This window comes from Methanoregula sp. (assembly GCF_028679125.1).
Taxonomy (GTDB): Archaea; Halobacteriota; Methanomicrobia; order Methanomicrobiales; family Methanospirillaceae; genus Methanoregula.
Window position 1 is genome coordinate 200355 of the sequence record NZ_JAJRCG010000001.1, and the last position, 15490, is coordinate 215844.

Genomic DNA, 15490 nt, shown 5'->3' on the forward strand with positions numbered 1-15490 from the left:
CGCTGGTGTACTGGTAGTGACACGTGACCTGCCATGAAATGGAACGGCTGGGAGAAGATCCCGCTTGATATTCCCGATTCTTCTGCACCTTCAGGAGTCCGCACGGTTCTGGCAGTTGCCCCGCTTATTATCTCTGCCAGCCGTTCCACGGATATCCCGGCATTCTATGGCGACTGGCTGATGGCACGGCTGAAGGCGGGATACGTGCAGTGGAGAAGCCCGTTTGGCGGAAGCCCGGTCTATGTCTCGTTCCGGAATACCCGGCTCTTTGTCTTCTGGTCAAAGAACCCGGGCCCGTTCATCCCGTCCCTTGATGCCCTCGATCGTCTCGGGTACCGCTATTACTTCCTGTATACCCTCAACGATTACGAGAACGAACACTTCGAACCAAATGTGCCCCCCCTGGACGAGCGGATTGCGACCTTCATCCGTCTCTCGGAACGGCTCGGAAAAGGAAGGGTGGTCTGGCGTTTCGATCCACTGATCCTTACCAGTAATATAACCGTTGATGACCTGCTGGATCGCATCCGCTGTATTGGTGACCGGATTGCTCCCTGGACGCGAAGACTGGTCTTCAGTTTCGTGGATATAGAGAAGTATGCGAAGGTCCGGCGGAATCTTACGGCAGGAGGATGCGGGGGAGCACGTGAATTCACCGACCCCGAGGTTGCAGAATTCTGTGAGGGTCTTGCAGTGCTCAACCGTGCATGGGGGCTTTCACTCACCGCTTGTGCGGAAGGGCGGGATCTCTCCCGGTACGGGATTGGCCGGGGGCAGTGTATCAGTTACGACCTCATCAGAACGGAATTTTCCGACGATGTTCCCCTGATGGCATTCCTTGAGCCGGGGACCCAGCAGACGCTTACCGGATGCCCTACCTCGACCGATCCGGCCCGGTTCCTGAAGGATCCGGGCCAGCGGAACACCTGCCGGTGTATTGTATCGAAGGATATCGGGCAGTACTCGACCTGCATGCACCTCTGCACGTATTGTTATGCAAATACCTCTCCTGCGGCGGTGCAACGGAATTATGCGCAGTATTACACTGATCACGAACGTGGGACATTCCACGACTCAATCCTTAGGTGAGGATATGACGGGAACGAACTCCCGCATGATTTTTATCGCACAGAACTCGCCGCACATTGTACACTCTTTTTCCCCGTCAGTGAGTTCCCGTGCCCGGGCCGGGTCCATGGCGCACCGGATCTGTCCCTCACGGTCAAGGTCTGCCCGGAGCACGGCAACTTCCCAGTCCTGCATGTCTTTGCCATACTTGACCGTGTCGCCAATATGGGCTGCGATCCTGAACGCAATGAGTCCCTCTTTTACCGCATCCGGGCCCGGGAGCCCGAGGTGTTCGGCCGGTGTGATATAACAGAGATAATCGGCCCCGGCCGCGGCTGCAGCGCTACCCCCGATAGCACCGGCAATGTGGTCATATCCCACAGCGATATCCGTAGGCAGCGGACCGGCCACGAAGAGCGGGAACGGTGACCGCTTCTTGTACCGGTGGATCATGGAAGCGATCCGGTCGGAGCGGATATGGCCTCCCGCGCCTTCGATGATCACCTGCACCCCGGCATCAAGAGCCCTGTGGGCAAGCACGATGTTCTGGCGGATCTCCGCCAGCTGGAATGCATCCCTCTGGTCATGGATGCATCCGTTCCGGGCCGTGTTGCCGAGTGAGAGAACGATATCGTATTTCCTGCAGACCGACAGGATCTCGTCAAAATGCTCAACGAACGGGTTCTTGCAGTCATGCATGAGCATGAACGCGCTGGTGATCGATCCGCCCTTGGACACCATACCAAGGACACGTCTCTTCTTTTTAAAGGCAGCAAGCATCTGTCGGGTCACGCAGTGTACGACAACAGAACTGATGCCCTGCGTCGCCTGCATCTTCAGGGTGGAGAGGATATCATCTGCGGTCATTTCCCTAAGTCCGTACCCGATAACCGCCTGGTAGACCGGTACGGTGGTGACAGGCAGCGTTGTATGGGCAAAGATCTCCCGGCGGATGGCGTTGATGTCCCCTCCCATCGAGAGGTCGCTGATGGTATCGGCCCCGAACTCCTCTGCTATACGGGCCTTTTGTATCTCCTCACGGACATCGGCTTTTCCGGTTGAGGTGCCGAGGTTGACATTGATCTTGGTACGGAGCCCGCTGCCAATACCGGTCAGATGTTTTCCGCGCCGCATGATCACGACGCTCCCTTCAGCAATCTGATTGCAGAGGACAGAGGGATCGACCCCCTCATCCTTTGCAACCGACTTCATCTGGCGGGTGATGGTTCCGTCTCGTGCATATTCAACCTGGGTTTTCATGGGTACTGCAGCGCTCCTGTAAGGTAATTTTCGCGCTCCTGCCATATGGATGTCCGCTATGTGAGTCCGGTTGGAAGAACCGGTGGCACAAATTCGATGAATTTTGTGGATATTCCTTCAAATAAACTGCCGGTGGGTTTATGATCGTGATGGACCATTTTGCGGTTCTTCGGGGAAGATCCGGGACATTTTCGGGCTCTGATGCGGATGATACAATGATTGATCCTGCATCTTCTGCCGGAAATTACCTGCCCGCCGCTTACCATCCAATCCCTTTTTGCACCCTGCATCCAACCATTCCCTACCATATGCACTACGATCCATCCCAGGTGTACCAGCCCGAGGCTGACACGTACCTGCTGCTCGATGCAGCGTTAATGGAAGTCCGGCCCGGTGACCGGGTACTGGAAGTGGGCACGGGGTCAGGATTCATTGCTGCGGAGATGCGGAAAAAAGGCTGCACCATTGCCACCGATATCAATCCCCACGCCGCGATGAGTGCGCATAAGGCCGGTGTTGACGTAGTGCGCTGCAACCTCTTCGATGCGCTCGGGGGGACATTCGATCTCATTCTCTTCAATCCCCCCTACCTCCCTACGGAACCTCATGAGCGGATCGATGACTGGCTTGAGTACGCACTGGATGGCGGAACGTCCGGACGGGATACCATCGTGCGGTTTGCAGCGGGTGTGTCCCGGGTGCTTGCACGCGACGGGAGGATCCTGCTGCTCGTCTCGTCCCTGACGGGACTAACTGAAGTGAAGACTCTGTTCTCTGCGGAAGGTTTCACATCGGAAGTTGTCCGGCAGGAAAAGGTGGAGGACGAGATACTGTACGTCCTCCGGTTCCACCGGTAACCGGCTGTTCAGACGATCAGCCGTCTCCGCATCAGGTTGATGGAGAGAAGGCAGAAGAGAGCAGTGACTACTGCGATCCAGGCGATGTGGGCGAAGATCATCCACGAGAGCGCGGGCAGCGTGAGCATCCGCATGATTGCCACAACGTGCGTGAGCGGGAGCACGGAAAGGGCAATGTACTGGAGGAAGGCCGGCATCAGCGTCAGCGGGAAGAACGTACCCGAGAAGAGCGCCATGGGCGTGATGAAGAGAAACGCCGGGTAGTTCAGGGTGTCGATACCGGGGCTTATGGAAGTGAAGCACATCGCAATGCCCGCAAACATCAGGCCTCCGAGGAACGCAACCGGGACGGCAAGCAGTGCGAGTGGAAGGGAGATGACCCCGAACGCTGCGAGTACGGGCAGCATGATGACCACGTAGATGACGCTGCGGGTTGCCCCCCAGAGCAGTTCTCCCGCGATCACATCCTCGATGGAGAGCGGGGTCGCTATCATGGCATCGAAACTCTTCTGGTAATACATCCGGACATACGAGCCGTACGTGCACTCGAAGAATGCGGAGTTCATGACCGCAATAGCGAGGATCGCCGGGGCAATGAAATTCACGTACGGGATCCCCTCAATCTCCTTCACGTAGGTCCCGATGCCGAGGCCGATGGCAAAGAGGTAGAGGAGCGCCTCGACAAGCGGCGGGAAGAAGTTCACCTGCCAGGTCCGGACAAAGACAACCATATTCCGGTACCAGACTTTTATAGCCCGGCGGGTGATGCGGGGGAACGAGACCAGGGACGGCATGGCTACTCCCGGAGTCCCCGTCCGGTCAGTTTCAGGAACACGTCTTCGAGCGTGGCAGGCCGGGTAATCATCCGGCCGGGCCTGCACCGGTCGAGCACGGTGCGGGCAACCTCGCGGGCTGTATCTGTTGGTGCAACGATCTGGAGCATGTCGCCGGTCTTCTCGAACGGGATCTTCAGGTCGACAAGGCACGCGATTACATCATCGCTCGTCTCCACTTCCACGATCTCATGGCCGGCATGCTGTCGGACAAGCTCTTCGGGAGTGCCTTCCACCAGGATCTTCCCGTTGTCCATGATCACGAGCCGGTCGCAGAGCCGGGCTGCCTCGTCAAGGTAATGGGTGGACATGACGATGGTATTCCCCTGTGCCTGGAGACTCCGGAGTTTTTCCCAGATCAGGTGCCGGGCCTGCGGGTCGAGACCGATCGTGGGCTCGTCCAGGATGAGCAGGTCCGGGTTGTTGACGAGCGCCCGGGCAAGGATCAGGCGCCGCTTCATCCCGCCGGACAACTTATCTACCGCTACATCCCGCTTCTCCTTCAGCTGGACAAACTCCAGCAGTTCATCTGCTCTCTTTGCCGCTGCCTCTTTCGGGATATCGAAGTAGCGCGAGTAGTAGAAGAGGTTCCCGAAGCAGGTGAAGTCAGGGTCGAGGTTGGTCTCCTGCGGGACCACCCCAAGGCGCTGCTTGATCTCTGCGGGATTTGTCTCCGGGTCCATGCCAAGAACGCGGAGCGTGCCGGAGGTGCGGGGCGAGACGCAGGTTATCATCTTCATCGTGGTGGTCTTGCCGGCCCCGTTGGGTCCGAGGAAACCGAAGATCTCGCCTTTCCTGACCGTGAAACAGATACCATCAACCGCGATGGTGGGGCCATAGGTTTTTTTCAGATCCCCTGCTTCGATAATGTCAGGCATGATCCCACCTTGTCAATCAGTGTTTCAGCGGGCGTACCTGATAACCCTCGCGATTGGAGCAGGCAGTACCAAAAGAAAAATTACGCGAGCGATTCCGGTTTGACAAGGACAATACCTGCAATCAGGACTGCGAGGAGTGCAACCGTGCCGAACAGGACCGCCGGGTCCACCGTGCTCACATTGTAGATGAGGACATGCCGCACCATGCCCGTGAGCCCTGCGATGAGGAGAGCCCGGACTTCGACGTGCTTGGTCTTGAAATAGACCGTCACGGTCTCGAAGAGTACGATGATGGTGATCGTCAGGAGAAGGGCATAGATGACATTGACGAGCCCGTTGGTAAAGTCCCGTGTCAGGATCATCTGGGCGATCAGCTGGAGTGCGTCCCATACGGAAAATGCGGCGATGATCGTGAGCAGGATTGCCACGATCGTGTAGAGGACCATTGGTACAAGTGAAAAAAAGGCGATGAGATGTTCCATGATCGTTTTGTTGGAATTCATACAAGAGACCTCGGTATGTCGTTACACGTAGTGTGGGGTCATGAGCATAAAAAAGGTGCGGGAACGTTCGTTCATCCCCTCGTGTTTATTCCCTGAAACGCAGGAGTGCCGCCTCGGCTGCCTCGCGGACTTCCGAGAATGGATCGTGAGCCAGCTCGTTCAGCGGCTCAACTGCCCGACGGTCCCCCAGTTTCCCGAGTATTACTGCGGTACCGATTCTTACCTCCACGTCCCGGTCATTTTTGAGCCGGATAACCGCAGGGACTGATGTTGGATCTTTTAATTTCCCGAGTGCTGCGAGAGCAGCGGCCCTGACTGCCGGTTCGGCATCTTCAAGGGCATGGATGACAGGGGGAACAGCGGATGGATCGGCAAGCCGGCCGAGTGCTGAAACGATCTCGCACCGGACCGCCGGGTGGGGATCGCCGAGCGCGGCAGCGAGCATCGGGATTGCAGCAGTACTCCCGGATTTTCCCAGTGCCGCAGCAGCTGCCCGCCGTTTCACTACGCTTCCGGCTGTGAGGTCAGCAAGAAACGGGGCAATGCCGGTCTTCATGAGAAGTCCCTGCAATCAATGTGCACATTCGTTTCCGGATTCGTATGCGGAGATGACCGCCTGTGCAACTTCAGGAGAGATCTTGTCATGGACGTGGTGGACAAATGCCTCAACATCCTCAACCGGCAGGCATCCGAGGCTCTCTTCTCCCTTCCGGATCATGTCCGTGATATAGGTTAGTTCCTCCGTGCTCAGCTGGCTGATGCGCCGTATGAAGTCCTCGGAGTCCTCCGAGAAGTGGTTGGAGACCGGGGGGAGAATGGAGTGGAACATATGGCCGGAACCGGAGCAGGTCAGTTCGCCGCATTCCGGCGCGAGTTTTTTCAGGATGGCTATATCTTTCTCGTCAAGTTCCCGTGGCATGGTAGGTGTACCTGCGTTAGTATTTTCCGGGCTTTGGAATAAACGTGCGGGAAGGGCACCGCTCCGCATCGCGATCCGGCATGGTCTCACCGTTGATACGGCACTCTCCCCGGTCTTTTGATCTCGGTATGTAACTGATACAGTCAGCACAGGATGGCATATGCTCTTCCTTGGTGGTCCTGCCCGATTATCCTTGCTCTAAAAAAAGAATATCAGAAATATTTGCCCAGCCAGTTCTTGATCCCTGCGAAAAAGCCGCCGGAACTTCTCGAGCCGGATGATTTCTTGCCACGGGGTTCCATGGTCTGTGCCGGACGGGCGATGGTCCGCTTGACCGGGGGAGATCGTGGTTCGGGAATATCCCGGAGCGTGGCTTCCGGCTCGTCAGCAGTCGGCTCAAAACCCCAAGCGAACCCGATCTTGTATTCCTTCTCGTGCTGGCGGATCCAGTTGGCTGCACCCATATACCCGCGGTCTTCTGCCTTCTTGATGGTGTCCTGGTGATCCTGGGTGAAATGGATCTCACGCTGGAGGCATACTAACTCCTCGTAGACTTTTCCGGGGACCTTGATCTTCTCCCTGCTCATAAGTTCTCGTATAGGATTATGCCGGGATGCGCTATTTAATGCTTCGGTTATATAACGCCGAAAATACAGGGGAATCTGCCGGATTGTACGTTACGGCAGGAACCGCCATCGCACAAAATTGATAAGGGTGGTCAGCAATTGTTCACCATACCAGGAGGGATAGTATGGTAAAAGTCGTTTATGAAGGGGACGATTTCAAGAGAATGCTCAGGTCGGACAAGCTCGCTCTCGAACGTCTTGTCGCCCAGGGAAAAACCGGTATCCATGAAGTAAAATACAAGGATACCACCATCAAGGTCGAGATCAAGAAGAAGGGAATGGATCTCGTTGTCAAACGGTTCCGGGCAATATAATCCCGGACCCTTCGTTTTTCTTTTCATCCGTTTTTTTAAATCCGAATCCCGGCCAGGGACCGTGCGGGCCGGAGCACTTCCCCTTGGGAGAATAGTACTATTCGGAGCCCGCAAAGGGCTCCATTTGCCAATACGGGGATCGTCTTCCGTGCCGGATTGGAAACGGTGTCAACACTTTTGCAAAAGTCCTTGAAAACCGGAGATTTCCTCAAAAAAAGGATTTTCTCCGTTTTAAACCTGCGAAAACAACAGACTTTCCTGAAGCGTCTTTTTTCAGGCCGGAGGAAAGACCCTGCCGGAGAAAGGAGGCCCTGTCCCGGGATCCGGGAATATTCCTCCCCTTCACAGAGATGATAATGGCCTGGCATGCGAGAGTTTACGTCAGCAAATCTCGCTCCCGCTCATTTGAAAAACAGTTCAGGGAATCAGATCATCAGAAGAAGAAATGCTGCTAATGGGATTTGAACCCATGTCGCGAGCGTGAGAGGCTCGCATGATTGGCCGGTCTACACTATAGCAGCAGAGTTGCTTAATAAAATGGGCTATATGGTTACTTATAGTTTTTTACAGGTGAACCCCAGGCCGGTTCCCGAAGGAACCGGTCCACCGTGCCCTCTCACCTGAACAATCAACTATATCTCGAACATACGACGAATAATGTAGGAATGAGTAGTCTTGAAGAACAGATCAAGGAGCTCGAGGATGAGCTCACCAAAACCCCTTATAACAAGGCTACATCGAAACATATCGGCAGAATCAAGGCAAAGATAGCCCGGTTCCGCGACGAGGCGGTCAACCGCGCAATGAAAGCCGGTGGCGGCGGCGAAGGCTACCAGGTCAAGAAGTCCGGGGATGCAACCGCCGTTCTCGTGGGTTTCCCTTCAACCGGTAAAAGTACGCTCCTCAATAAACTCACCGGTACCGCAAGTGCGGTTGCCGCGTACGCATTCACCACCCTCACCGTAGTTCCCGGAGCACTTGAGCACAAGGGAGCAAAGATCCAGCTCCTCGATATTCCCGGACTCATTGCCGGTGCAGCAATGGGCAAGGGCCGGGGCAAGGAAGTCATTGCGGTTGTCCGCGGTGCCGATATCATCATCATCCTCGTGGATGTTTTCAATGAGCGGCACTTCGATGTCCTCCTCAAGGAACTGTACGATGCCGGGATCCGGATCAATGTCCCGAAGCCGGATATCACCATCAAGAAATCGTCACACGGGGGTGTCCGTCTCAACGCGGTTGGCACACTGGACCTGGATATCGAGGAAGTGCGCTCGATCCTTTCGGAAAGCAAGGTGATGAATGCCGACATCCTCATCCGCGGGAATGCAACGCAGGATGATTTCATCGATGCCGTGCAGGGCAACCGGGTCTATATCCCGGCTTTCATCGCGGTCAACAAGGTCGACCTCGTGGACAAGGCACGGTATCAGGAGATCGAGCGCGACCTTACCGGACGGTTCGGCAGCGCACCGATCATGATCTCGGCCGCTGCCGGGTATCATACCGAGGAACTCAAGGATGCCATCTACGACTGCCTCGGGTTCATGCGTGTCTACCTGAAACCCGTGGGTGAAGACGCGGATCTCGAAGAGCCGCTGATCATCCGGAAAAACAGCACGGTGGAAGACGTGTGTAATAAGCTTCACCGGGAATTCGTGCAGAAGTTCCGCTATGGCCGGATCTGGGGCACGTCTGTCAAGCACCCCGGCCAGCGGATAGGCCTGACCCACCGGCTCATCGATGGCGACATCCTCTCGATTGTTGTCGAACGTTAGAATCGTTCCTGATCGACCCTTCCGGGCTTCCGGTCTTATCTCCTTTATTCAGAGAACGGCACTATGACAATCCTGCCGGTCGGTGCGTTGCCAAATACCTCTGCGGGGTTCTGCAGGTATTTCCCGGTTCATCGGGACTTTGTGTTCAAACCGGCAGCCTTTAAAAAAAATCTCGTTCCCGCTGCTGATGATCGCATGGATCTGCCGTGAGAGAAAGCGGCCGGGCCCGCTCTCCTCCTCAAATCCCCGTATCCAGGTTCTTTCAGGTTATTCGGAATTCTTGCCAGAGATTGCTGAAAGAACCGTTTCCAGTGGTGCTGTTGTTTTGATACCATAGCCGGAGAAATGCGTCCTGCTTGCCGGGTAGCCTTTCGCAGCAATGCGGGAAAGGACCGTTGTTATGTCCGGAGGGGAGCAGACCAGCAGTTTTGCAAGCACATGGTAATCGTAGAAACCCGGCTCCGGAAGTTCTTCGCTACAGCAGTCCAGCAGTTTCACCAGTTCCTTCTGGGATCCAAGGCTCATCCCCTCAAGTTGTGCCCGCATATCGGCAAGCAGGGTCCGGTTGTGGAGATCCCCGAGCCAGACGGGTCCGATGGGCTGGAGCGGCTCCCCGCACCGGGGGCAGGTGCGGGATGAAGAGAGGATGGCAGCCTCAGTCTCACGGTACGGGCATTTCCTGCACTGGTGGATATACCCGGTCTGCTTCAGGGAATCGTCGGCAGCCTGCGGGCCCCGGAGAAGGTGGAGGTGGAGACGGGCGAAATGCTCGCGGGCATAGCAGAAGATCGGTTCAACCCCCCGGTCGTACCGTGCAGTCTGCCGGACAACAAAGCCCAGCAGGATGCGGAGCCCCACCTCGCTGTGGTAGGGTGTGTTCATCGGGTATGCCGAGTAGCGCCGGATCCCGGCTTTCAGGTGGGCGCCGCAGAGCGGGGCAGTATCGGTTGCCGTCACGAAGAGGTACCTTCGTGTCCCCTTTATTGCAGCATCGATGAACGGCGCCGGGGTGCCGAAAGGATCGAGATCAACGGTATCGAAGGACTGTTCCGAGAGCAGGGCATTGACATCCCGCTGGATGACCGTGACCGGCAGGCCGGACCGCTCCACATTCTTGGTGATCAGATCGATAGCCACAGGTTCCCGGTCGCTGATCGTGACCGGTATGCCGCACTCGGTTGCTACCCGGAGACCCCGGATGCCGGTTGCACCCATGCCATCGAGATAATCGGATGGATGGAGGATTGAGAGGAGAAGGACGGTCACATCCCGGTTGAGCTCCATCCGGCGGTTGAAGAAGATCGGGGCGGAACCGGGCGGGAACCGGGCCGTGTCATCCTGGACCGGGACAAGGAATGATGTCCTGCCTTCGGTTGCCTCGGTCAGATCCATGGTGCCAGAGATGTTACCGCGCGCAAAACTTATACATATTCCCCCGCAATGGTTATGGGCATGGGCGAGTGGCTTAGCCCGGACATAGCGTCAGCCTCCTAAGCTGAACGCCGGGGGTTCAAATCCCCCCTCGCCCGTTATCATTCCTTTTCGCGCATTTTATGAGCCTGATGATCAGAGTGTAATCCAATGAGTGCTGCCGGTTTCCTGAAGATAACCCGCCCGGCCAATGCGGTGATGGCCGGTGTTGCATCGGTCGTGGCCTACCTCATTGCCACCGGCACTCTCATCCCGGCAGTTATCCTTCTCCTTGTCGTTGTCACGCTTATCACGGCCGCCGGCAACGTGATCAACGATTATTACGATGCGGAGATCGATGCCGTCAACCGGGCCGATCGCCCGATCCCCTCCGGCCAGATCTCCCGCAATGCAGCGCTCTGGTACGCGATCTTCCTCTTTGCCGCGGGTATTGCTGTCAGCGTGTTCACGAACCCGATCTGTATCGGTTTTGCCATCGTCAATTCCCTCCTGCTGGCGTTCTATGCGGCCCGGCTCAAGAGCATGCCGGTGGTCGGGAACGTGGCGGTTGCCTACCTGAGCGGGAGCATGTTCCTCTTTGGCGGGGCTTTTACCGGTATTGACGGGCTCATCCACCTCACACCTCTTGCGGTCATGACGTTCCTTGCCATGATGGCGCGCGAACTGTTAAAGGATGCTGAAGATGTGGAAGGAGATGCAGCCGGCGGGGCGTCCACGCTCCCGATACGGATAGGCGTGAAGAAGACTGCGCAGTGCGCCTTTGTCTTCGTCCTGCTCTCGGCATGTGCGAGTACCGTCCCCTTCCTGGTATGGGGGTGGGGCATCCCGTACCTCGTCATGATCGGTATGGTGGATCTTATCCTCATTGTTGCAGCGTTCCGGGCATTGCATTGCGACAGCCCGTCATGCATCCGGGAGTCCGGGGCATCATCGGCCCTGAAGTACAGCATGTTTGCCTCGCTGATTGTGTTCGTCATTGCCGTGATTTTTCTCCAGTAACGTATTTTATGAACACTCTCTTCACCCCTCTCTGCCGAGCAACAAGTTTATCCCCCCGATCGCTCCACAGTTACCCTGAGAGATAGAGATTCATGCCCACACTCATTCAGAAAGGAACTACCTATTTTGCGCAGAAGGGATCCTATTTTGAAGGGAATGTCCGGGTTGACGGCGATTTTGTCGTCCCACCCCGGACTCATTTCTGGGGCAGGCTCACCATCTCCGGCAGCCTTGAACTGGGTCCCCGCTCCAGCGTTGCGCTCGATATCACCTGCGGGAGTGCCGTTATCGGGAGCCAGTGCCGGATCAAGGGCCCGCTCACCGCAAGCGGCGATGTGGCCATCCTCGACCACGCGAGCGTCCATTCCGTCAGGGCCGGCGGCCGGGTGATCCTGCGCCCCGGTGTCATTGTCGGTGACGTCACAAGCCAGGGCGAAATTGTCGTCCACGGGAAGATCAAAAGCGGGAATTTAATCGGAAAGAGTATGAAGGTCCTCGGGGATTGAGGCCGGGTCGATTCCCAGCACGGCCACTTCATAGACATCAGGCCAGTTGACGATCGTCTCAACACATCCTTCTTTTAACGTCACTACGCCCATGACGACAAGTCCCATCTTGTCGGCCATGTCGATCCCCTCTTTCACTTCCGTCAGGCACCCGACTCCGATGATCGCCTTCGGCCGGTATTTCTTCACCATGCGTTTGATGAACGAGGATCCTGGCACGATGAAGATGCGGTATCCGAGCCCTTCGAGCAGGATCCGTGCCCCGCCGACCGTGCACTGGCCGCAGTTTACGCATTTGAGGCCTTCCGGCGTGAGATGAGCGGGGCACTGGGACGAGCGGAGGCACTGGGGCATGAAGACCGCCCGTTCAGTGACCCGGATACGCCCGAACTCGGCAGCGTTCATGGTGTTATGGATCTTGATGAAAAAGGTGAGCATCTCCCGGTCCTCAAGGCCGATGAGCCGGAACATTGCCTTCATCAGTCCCTCCAGGAAGACCAGCCCGGACTTGATCAGTTTCGGGAAGTAGAGTTTCTGCTTCCGGATGGAGTAGAGCGAGATGATGACGAGGATAAAGGAGATGACCACAGCCCCGAGTATGATGATGACGGTGATCTCGCCGATGAGATACATCAGGCTGTTCCAGAACGTGAAATCAAAGGCCATGAGGGGTGCCCGTTGTGCTTGACTAGTGGGATTTACAGAATGATAAGTGTGACCGGGTATCGATGGGCTGGCGGAGCACGCCCTTCTCGGTGATGATGGCCGTGACAAGCTCCATGGGTGTTGCATCGAACGCGGGATTCTTCACCTTTGCGCTGTCGGTAACATAGGTGCGGTTGCCCATGATGGTGATTTCCTCCCGCGCCCGTTCCTCGATTACCACGTCGCGTTCATTCCTTTCGGCATCGAACGTAGACAGCGGTGCTGCCACGTAAAACGGGATCTTGTGATACCGGGCAGTGACGGCATGGGTGTAGGTCCCGATCTTGTTGAAGACGGCATCGTGGGTGATCCGGTCGGCGCCGACAATCACCGCATCGATCGCGCCGGCCCGCATGAAGTGGGCGGCCATGGAATCGGTGATCACGGTCACGTCGATCCCGTCCCGCGCCAGTTCCCATGCCGTGAGCCGTGCTCCCTGGAGGAGCGGCCGGGTCTCGCAGGAGAACACCTTCACGTCCTTTCCTGCTTCAATGGCAGACCGGATCACGCCGAGCGCCGTTCCCCACGAGGAGCAGGCGAGCGCGCCGGCATTGCAGTGGGTGAGGACAGTGCACCGGTCGGGCAGCAGGGCAGCACCATGCCCGCCGATTGCATGACAGCAGGCCGTATCTTCCGCTGCAATATTCTCCGCCTCGCGGAGTGAGATGGTGCGTACCTCGTCAGAGGTGCGGGCCGCGGCGAGTCCCTTGAGCACCCGGTCGATCCCCCAGCCAAGGTTGATGGCGGTTGGCCGCGTGGAGCGGAGCAGTTCTGCGGCCTGCCGTACACCCGTCATAACCTTACTGAAGTCAGTGTGAGGGGAGGTGCGGGCGGCAAGGGCAACGCCATATGCGCCGGCAACACCGAGTGCCGGAGCGCCCCGGATCTCAAGTCGTCTGATGGCCGTGGCGAGCCGGTCAACATCCCGGCATTCGATGATCCGGTATTCTCCCGGAAGGAGTGTCTGCTCGATGTAACAGAGACAGTCTTTATGACTGTCCCACCAGAGCGTGGCAGAGGTGTCCAATCAGATCCCCGTCTTCATTGCAGTGATCCATGCCCGTACTGCTGCCGCGCCTGCCGATGCCACGCTGTCCGGGATATCCCGGGGAGCCGTGGCAGTTCCGGCCACGTAGATCCCCGACCGGAGGGTCTCGGCCGTGTTGAGCGCATCATGCACTGGCCGGATGAACCCGGTATCTTCACATCCGATGCCCAGTTTTTCCGCAAGGGCAGATCCCCCGTCCGCAGGCCGGATTCCGACCGAGAGGACCACGAGTTCCGGGTGGATCACGGTCACCTCGCCGGTCTCGGTATTCTCGAGCTGGAGGGCCATACCATTCCTGTCCGGCAGCACATCGGATGGCATGCCCCGGAAGAACCGGATACCGAGAGCCTTTGCCCGCTCGAAGTACTCTTCATACCCCTTGCCATAGGCCCGGATGTCCATGTAGCAGATGATCACGTCCATCCCCGGGTTCTTCTCCTTGATCAGCATCGCGTTCTTCAGCGCCTGCATACAACAAACACAGGAGCATGCCGGCCGGCCGATCGCCATATCGCGGGACCCCACGCACTGGATGAAGACAATGGACTTCGGTACCTGCCCGGTGCTCATCCGCTTCACCTTGCCCCCGGTCGGTCCCCCGGCGTTTATCATCCGCTCCAGTTCGAGGCTCGTGACAACATCCGGCAGCTGGAGATAGCCGAGCGGGGATTTCATCCGGGCATCGAACACATCGTATCCCGTGGTGATGACAATACTGGCCGCATCGATGGTGAGTATGGTCTCCTCGTCCTTTTTGCGGATCGAGCCCGGGCCGCAGACATCATAGCAGAGCCCGCACTCGATGCAGTGTTCCGTATCCCGGATCACGATCTCCGGTACAGCCTGTGCGTGCGGCTTGTAGATCGCTTTTCGGACACCCACTCCTGCGTCGAACCGGTTATAGACCTCCACCGGACAGATCTGGATGCAGTCCCCGCAGCCGGTACAGGTCGATTCGTCTACATAGCGCGGGTGTTTCTTCACCGTGACGTGGAAATTTCCTGCATCGCCCCCGATCCCTTCAACCTCGGCACAGGTATGGATCGTGATAAGCGTGTTCCGTGCCACGTCTACCATCTTGGGCGAGAGGATGCACATCGAACAGTCGTTTGTCGGGAATGTCTTGTCCAGCTGCGCCATGTGCCCGCCGATGGTGGGCTCCCGCTCGATGAGGTCTACATGGACCCCGTGGCCGGCAATATCGAGTGCAGCCTGGATACCCGCCACTCCCGCCCCGATGACAACAATGTTAGCCATGGTGCGCGTATTCACCTGCGAGTTCGACATAGGATGCGGCGTTGGTGAGGATGTGCTGCTGCTGGCTGTCGCTTGCCTGCTTGATGATCTTACCCGGGACCCCCACGACAACCGATCGCTCGGGGACGATCATGCCCTCGGTCACGACCGCCCCTGCACCGATAACCGAACCGTCCCCGATATTTGCGCCATTGAGCACGATGGCACCCATCCCCACCAGCACGCGGTTCCCGATGGTGCTGCCATGGATGATCGCCCCGTGGCCGATGGACACATCGCTGCCGATAAGCACCGGGAATCCCCTGCTCGTATGGACAACGCAGTTATCCTGGACATTGGACCGGTCCCCGATAACGATACGGTCCTTGTCCGCACGGATCACCGCACCGAACCAGATCCCCACCTGGTTACCGATCGTGACATCCCCTGTAACCGTTGCATTGCCCGCCTGGAAGAGCGCTTCGCCGGAGATCTTCGCATCCATATGCATAATAACATAGGAAATTAA

General features: G+C 57.3%; 19 protein-coding genes and 2 tRNA genes. 8 read left to right on the forward strand and 13 right to left on the reverse strand.

All coding sequences use genetic code 11. The annotated features are described in order from the left end of the window. Window positions 1-33: 33 nt before the first annotated feature. Window positions 34-1089 carry a DUF1848 domain-containing protein gene (locus LUQ43_RS01095; protein ID WP_299962896.1) on the forward strand — a complete coding sequence of 352 codons (1056 nt, stop codon included), beginning with the start codon at window positions 34-36 and terminating at the stop codon, window positions 1087-1089. Here the strand turns inward: LUQ43_RS01095 and thiC are convergent. Beyond that, a complete protein-coding gene (thiC, locus tag LUQ43_RS01100; protein WP_299962898.1) occupies window positions 1075-2328 on the reverse strand; it encodes a phosphomethylpyrimidine synthase ThiC in 1254 nt (417 codons plus the stop codon). The genes LUQ43_RS01095 and thiC overlap by 15 nt on opposite strands. A gap of 308 nt (window positions 2329-2636) precedes the next feature. Between thiC and LUQ43_RS01105 the strand changes: the two genes are divergently transcribed. Beyond that, window positions 2637-3185, forward strand: coding sequence for a HemK2/MTQ2 family protein methyltransferase (locus LUQ43_RS01105; RefSeq protein WP_299962899.1), 549 nt, complete (start codon window positions 2637-2639; stop codon window positions 3183-3185). Between the two features lie 8 nt (window positions 3186-3193). Here the strand turns inward: LUQ43_RS01105 and LUQ43_RS01110 are convergent, their stop codons facing one another. From LUQ43_RS01110 to LUQ43_RS01130, 5 genes are all read right to left on the reverse strand, one after another. Continuing rightward, window positions 3194-3979, reverse strand: a complete 786-nt coding sequence (locus LUQ43_RS01110) for an ABC transporter permease (protein ID WP_299962901.1) — start codon at window positions 3977-3979, stop codon at window positions 3194-3196. A 2-nt stretch (window positions 3980-3981) separates the two neighbouring features. Beyond that, window positions 3982-4896: an ABC transporter ATP-binding protein gene (locus LUQ43_RS01115; RefSeq protein WP_299962903.1), complete on the reverse strand. Its 915-nt coding sequence runs from the start codon at window positions 4894-4896 to the stop codon at window positions 3982-3984. Window positions 4897-4976: 80 nt separating this feature from the next. Then, window positions 4977-5399: a phosphate-starvation-inducible PsiE family protein gene (locus LUQ43_RS01120; protein ID WP_299962904.1), complete on the reverse strand. Its 423-nt coding sequence runs from the start codon at window positions 5397-5399 to the stop codon at window positions 4977-4979. Window positions 5400-5484: 85 nt separating this feature from the next. Further along, window positions 5485-5955 carry a HEAT repeat domain-containing protein gene (locus tag LUQ43_RS01125; RefSeq protein ID WP_299962906.1) on the reverse strand — a complete coding sequence of 157 codons (471 nt, stop codon included), beginning with the start codon at window positions 5953-5955 and terminating at the stop codon, window positions 5485-5487. Window positions 5956-5970: 15 nt separating this feature from the next. Beyond that, window positions 5971-6318, reverse strand: coding sequence for a hypothetical protein (locus tag LUQ43_RS01130; RefSeq protein WP_299962908.1), 348 nt, complete (start codon window positions 6316-6318; stop codon window positions 5971-5973). Between LUQ43_RS01130 and LUQ43_RS01135 the strand changes: the two genes are divergently transcribed. Beyond that, window positions 6317-6439, forward strand: a complete 123-nt coding sequence (locus tag LUQ43_RS01135; RefSeq protein ID WP_299962910.1) for a hypothetical protein — start codon at window positions 6317-6319, stop codon at window positions 6437-6439. The genes LUQ43_RS01130 and LUQ43_RS01135 overlap by 2 nt on opposite strands. A 91-nt stretch (window positions 6440-6530) precedes the next feature. Here LUQ43_RS01135 and LUQ43_RS01140 read toward each other — a convergent pair whose 3' ends face one another. Further along, window positions 6531-6905 carry a hypothetical protein gene (locus LUQ43_RS01140; protein ID WP_299962912.1) on the reverse strand — a complete coding sequence of 125 codons (375 nt, stop codon included), beginning with the start codon at window positions 6903-6905 and terminating at the stop codon, window positions 6531-6533. Between the two features lie 164 nt (window positions 6906-7069). Here LUQ43_RS01140 and LUQ43_RS01145 point away from each other — a divergent pair, with 164 nt between their 5' ends. Next, window positions 7070-7258, forward strand: a complete 189-nt coding sequence (locus tag LUQ43_RS01145) for a hypothetical protein (protein ID WP_299962914.1) — start codon at window positions 7070-7072, stop codon at window positions 7256-7258. Between the two features lie 446 nt (window positions 7259-7704). Here the strand turns inward: LUQ43_RS01145 and LUQ43_RS01150 are convergent. Beyond that, window positions 7705-7779 (reverse strand) — tRNA-Glu (locus LUQ43_RS01150). A gap of 144 nt (window positions 7780-7923) precedes the next feature. On the opposite strand from LUQ43_RS01150, the gene LUQ43_RS01155 reads away from it, so the two are divergent. After that, window positions 7924-9036, forward strand: a complete 1113-nt coding sequence (locus LUQ43_RS01155; protein ID WP_299962916.1) for a GTP-binding protein — start codon at window positions 7924-7926, stop codon at window positions 9034-9036. A gap of 267 nt (window positions 9037-9303) precedes the next feature. Here LUQ43_RS01155 and LUQ43_RS01160 read toward each other — a convergent pair whose 3' ends face one another. Next, the gene (locus LUQ43_RS01160; protein ID WP_299962918.1) at window positions 9304-10428 is read right to left on the reverse strand and encodes a tRNA (guanine(10)-N(2))-dimethyltransferase; all 1125 of its coding nucleotides are present in this window, start codon (window positions 10426-10428) and stop codon (window positions 9304-9306) included. Between the two features lie 62 nt (window positions 10429-10490). Between LUQ43_RS01160 and LUQ43_RS01165 the strand changes: the two genes are divergently transcribed. The 3 genes from LUQ43_RS01165 to LUQ43_RS01175 all read left to right on the forward strand — a co-directional run bounded on the left by LUQ43_RS01165 (window position 10491) and on the right by LUQ43_RS01175 (window position 11972). Continuing rightward, a tRNA-Arg gene (locus LUQ43_RS01165) sits at window positions 10491-10565 on the forward strand. A gap of 52 nt (window positions 10566-10617) precedes the next feature. Beyond that, window positions 10618-11466 carry a geranylgeranylglycerol-phosphate geranylgeranyltransferase gene (locus LUQ43_RS01170; protein WP_299962920.1) on the forward strand — a complete coding sequence of 283 codons (849 nt, stop codon included), beginning with the start codon at window positions 10618-10620 and terminating at the stop codon, window positions 11464-11466. A 92-nt stretch (window positions 11467-11558) separates the two neighbouring features. Next, entirely contained in the window at window positions 11559-11972 is a 414-nt protein-coding gene (locus tag LUQ43_RS01175) for a polymer-forming cytoskeletal protein (RefSeq protein ID WP_299962922.1), read from the forward strand. Here LUQ43_RS01175 and LUQ43_RS01180 read toward each other — a convergent pair. Genes LUQ43_RS01180 through LUQ43_RS01195 form a run of 4 tightly spaced genes read right to left on the reverse strand, consistent with a single transcriptional unit; the run spans window position 11937 to window position 15472 of the window. Then, window positions 11937-12638 (reverse strand): DUF116 domain-containing protein, encoded by a 702-nt coding sequence (locus LUQ43_RS01180; protein WP_299962924.1) that lies wholly within the window; start codon window positions 12636-12638, stop codon window positions 11937-11939. The two genes, LUQ43_RS01175 and LUQ43_RS01180, sit on opposite strands and share 36 nt — an antisense overlap. A gap of 22 nt (window positions 12639-12660) precedes the next feature. Then, a complete protein-coding gene (gene mtnA / locus LUQ43_RS01185) occupies window positions 12661-13704 on the reverse strand; it encodes an S-methyl-5-thioribose-1-phosphate isomerase (protein ID WP_299962926.1) in 1044 nt (347 codons plus the stop codon). Next, a complete protein-coding gene (locus LUQ43_RS01190; protein WP_299962928.1) occupies window positions 13705-14982 on the reverse strand; it encodes a CoB--CoM heterodisulfide reductase iron-sulfur subunit A family protein in 1278 nt (425 codons plus the stop codon). Then, window positions 14975-15472 carry a gamma carbonic anhydrase family protein gene (locus LUQ43_RS01195; RefSeq protein WP_299962931.1) on the reverse strand — a complete coding sequence of 166 codons (498 nt, stop codon included), beginning with the start codon at window positions 15470-15472 and terminating at the stop codon, window positions 14975-14977. Before LUQ43_RS01195 ends, LUQ43_RS01190 begins: the two co-directional genes overlap by 8 nt. Window positions 15473-15490: the final 18 nt, after the last annotated feature.

Coding starts and splice junctions, on each gene's coding strand:
- LUQ43_RS01105 (WP_299962899.1), top strand. CDS start 2,637: ATGCACTACGATCCATCCCAGGTGTACCAGCCCGAGGCTGACACGTAC.
- LUQ43_RS01130 (WP_299962908.1), bottom strand. CDS start 6,318: ATGCCACGGGAACTTGACGAGAAAGATATAGCCATCCTGAAAAAACTC.
- LUQ43_RS01125 (WP_299962906.1), bottom strand. CDS start 5,955: ATGAAGACCGGCATTGCCCCGTTTCTTGCTGACCTCACAGCCGGAAGC.
- LUQ43_RS01170 (WP_299962920.1), top strand. CDS start 10,618: ATGAGTGCTGCCGGTTTCCTGAAGATAACCCGCCCGGCCAATGCGGTG.
- LUQ43_RS01155 (WP_299962916.1), top strand. CDS start 7,924: ATGAGTAGTCTTGAAGAACAGATCAAGGAGCTCGAGGATGAGCTCACC.
- LUQ43_RS01160 (WP_299962918.1), bottom strand. CDS start 10,428: ATGGATCTGACCGAGGCAACCGAAGGCAGGACATCATTCCTTGTCCCG.
- LUQ43_RS01140 (WP_299962912.1), bottom strand. CDS start 6,905: ATGAGCAGGGAGAAGATCAAGGTCCCCGGAAAAGTCTACGAGGAGTTA.
- LUQ43_RS01110 (WP_299962901.1), bottom strand. CDS start 3,979: ATGCCGTCCCTGGTCTCGTTCCCCCGCATCACCCGCCGGGCTATAAAA.
- LUQ43_RS01180 (WP_299962924.1), bottom strand. CDS start 12,638: ATGGCCTTTGATTTCACGTTCTGGAACAGCCTGATGTATCTCATCGGC.
- LUQ43_RS01190 (WP_299962928.1), bottom strand. CDS start 14,982: ATGGCTAACATTGTTGTCATCGGGGCGGGAGTGGCGGGTATCCAGGCT.
- LUQ43_RS01175 (WP_299962922.1), top strand. CDS start 11,559: ATGCCCACACTCATTCAGAAAGGAACTACCTATTTTGCGCAGAAGGGA.
- LUQ43_RS01145 (WP_299962914.1), top strand. CDS start 7,070: ATGGTAAAAGTCGTTTATGAAGGGGACGATTTCAAGAGAATGCTCAGG.
- LUQ43_RS01095 (WP_299962896.1), top strand. CDS start 34: ATGAAATGGAACGGCTGGGAGAAGATCCCGCTTGATATTCCCGATTCT.
- LUQ43_RS01195 (WP_299962931.1), bottom strand. CDS start 15,472: ATGCATATGGATGCGAAGATCTCCGGCGAAGCGCTCTTCCAGGCGGGC.
- LUQ43_RS01120 (WP_299962904.1), bottom strand. CDS start 5,399: ATGAATTCCAACAAAACGATCATGGAACATCTCATCGCCTTTTTTTCA.
- LUQ43_RS01115 (WP_299962903.1), bottom strand. CDS start 4,896: ATGCCTGACATTATCGAAGCAGGGGATCTGAAAAAAACCTATGGCCCC.
- LUQ43_RS01135 (WP_299962910.1), top strand. CDS start 6,317: ATGGTAGGTGTACCTGCGTTAGTATTTTCCGGGCTTTGGAATAAACGT.
- thiC (WP_299962898.1), bottom strand. CDS start 2,328: ATGAAAACCCAGGTTGAATATGCACGAGACGGAACCATCACCCGCCAG.